This is a genomic window from Pararhodobacter sp. (assembly GCF_036802785.1).
Classification (GTDB): domain Bacteria; phylum Pseudomonadota; class Alphaproteobacteria; order Rhodobacterales; family Rhodobacteraceae; genus Pararhodobacter.
In genome coordinates, this window is the sequence record NZ_DAIRVN010000145.1 from 1 (window position 1) to 2,262 (window position 2,262).

The window sequence follows — 2,262 nt, forward strand, 5'->3', positions numbered from 1 at the left end:
CCCCCGCCGCTGTCAGCCCCCCCCTGCGACAAACCCCGGCTGGACATCGTGGTGGCGCTTTACAATACCCGCGCGCATATCCGGCAATGCGTGGAAAGCCTGCTTTGTGCGGGGCGCGATGAGATCGGGGTGATCGTGGTTGATGACGGCTCCACCGATGGCAGCGGCGATCTGGTGCGCGAGGCTTTCGCCGGTGACAGCCGCGTGCGGGTGGTGCGCAAGGCCAATGGCGGCTGCGCCTCGGCGCGCAACTATGGGCGGCTGGTGTCCGAGGCCGCGCATATCGCCTTTGTCGATGCCGATGACTGGGTGGAGCCGGGCTTTTTCGCCGGGCTCTATGATCTGGCGCTGGCAACCGACAGCGACATGGTTCAGGGCGGCTTCGATTTTGTCGATGAGCGCCGCGATGTGCCGCGCTGGCCCTTTGGCGGTGATCTGGAACTGGCCGACCTGCCGCTGGAAGACGTGGCCGGAATGCAGGCGCAGCGCGTCCCTTCCGGGCGTCTGCTGCGCAGCCAGCCGACAATCTGGCGCAAGGTTTACCGGCGTTCCTTTCTGGACCACCGCAATATCTGGTTCCCGGAATCGATCCGCGCTTATGACGATTATCTGTTCCACCTGCTGACCCTGACCTATCTGCCGGAAAGCTGGATGCTGCCGGGGCCGAGATACCTCTATCGTCAGCACCCTGATCAGGACATCCGGCAGGGCGACACGCGCCATTTCAATATGCTGGCGATGTTCTCCATGCTGGCCCGGCGCGCACAGGCCGAAGGATGGACCGGCTTTGCCGACCATGCCCGGACGATGCTGGATGCGATCCACTGGTCGTCCGAGCGGCTGCGGCCTGAACTGGTAAGCGCCTTTCTGCAGGCAGGGGCCGAGGTTTGCGTTTCCGTCGCGCGATGCTGGGGGCCGCAGGTGATGGGCGATGCGCAGCTTGCCACCGTCGCGCACCCTGATTTCCGCGCCTGTTTCGATGCCGAAATGGCCCGCGCCGCCGCCCTGCCGGACGGGGCGTGGTGGGCGCAGACCACCGCCATGATGCCGCACCCCGATGCCGCACGCATGGGCCTGACCCTCAAGCGCAGCCTGTGAGCCCTGCCATGACCGCTGCCCCCGCCCTTTCCTGCATCCTGACCGTCACGGCGGGCGAGGGCGCGCGCGCCGCCCATTCCCTGCGGCGGCTGCTGGCGCTGGCGGGTGCGCTTGAGATCATGGTGATCGACCATGGTGCGGATGCAGGAACCCGCGCCATGCTGGCGGGGCTTTCACACCCGCAGCTTCGTCTGGTCCGCATGGCCCCCGCCCCGCGCGGCGCGGCGCGCAACCGGGGGCTGGCGCTGGCGCAGGGCGCGCGGCTTTGTGTGCTGACCCCCGGCGACACGCTGGCGCCCTTTGGCCTGACTGCCCTTGTCGAAAGCGATGCCGACTGCCTGTTTCTGCCCGCCGCCCTGCGCGGCGAAGACGGGATGGTGGCGCCCACCGGGCAGCCGGTGTTTGACTGGCTGGCGGGTGCCGGGCTGGACAGGGCCGATACCAGCCATGAACGCTTTGCGCAGATGCTGACGCGCCTTGCGCTTTTGCCGCAGATGCCCGCGCTGCGGGTTGTCCGGCGCGGGCTGGTCCGTGACCACGCGCTGTCCTTCGCGCATGAGGCCGACAGCGGCTGGCTTTTCGCCACCGGCGCGCTGATGAACGCGCAAAGCCTGGCCGTCGCCCCCCTGCCCTCGGTCACGCTCTGGCAGGAGGTCGGGCCGGAAGCGACGCGGGGCACCGGCTTTGAAACGCTCTCCGACGCCGCGCAGGCCCTGCATCTGTTTGAACGCGCGCGCCATTTCCACGACCCCGTGATGCGCGCGGCCCTGCTGGGGGCGGTCTTTCACCCGCTGGCCGGTCTGATGGCCGCCCTGCCCGCCGATGCGCAGCAAGCGCTCGGCCATGCCAGCAGGCTTGTGCTGGCGCGCCTTGATGCGCGGCTGGTCAGGGCGGCATCGGTTGACATGCGCGCCGGGCCGGAAGCGACGCTGGCGCCCTGTGCGCCGTGGCTGGGCGCGGCGCTTGAACACGCTCAGGTGCTTTGCGAACCGCCCGCCTCCCCCCTTGCCCCCAAACTGCGCCAGAGCGCGATCGCCCGGCTGGCGGTCTGGGCGCGGGGGTCATCAGAAACCTCCTGACCAGCAATACCCGGCAGCGCGTGCCACAGCGCCTCGCCCTGCCACAGCGCCACCGCCTGCCACAGCGGCCGCGTGGCCAGCGCCG

At 69.2% G+C, this 2,262-nt stretch carries 2 protein-coding genes; both read left to right on the forward strand.

Translation table 11 applies throughout. The annotated features are described in order from the left end of the window. Positions 1–1,098 (forward strand): glycosyltransferase family 2 protein (locus V7Q53_RS23330; protein ID WP_333831432.1); only part of this gene is annotated, 1,098 nt, incomplete at its 5' end. Between the two features lie 8 nt (positions 1,099–1,106). Then, positions 1,107–2,177 carry a glycosyltransferase family A protein gene (locus tag V7Q53_RS23335; protein WP_333831433.1) on the forward strand — a complete coding sequence of 357 codons (1,071 nt, stop codon included), beginning with the start codon at positions 1,107–1,109 and terminating at the stop codon, positions 2,175–2,177. Positions 2,178–2,262: the final 85 nt, after the last annotated feature.

What these genes read in the sequence shown, in the direction of transcription:
- V7Q53_RS23335 (WP_333831433.1), top strand. Translation starts at nt 1,107, where the DNA reads ATGACCGCTGCCCCCGCCCTTTCCTGCATCCTGACCGTCACGGCGGGC.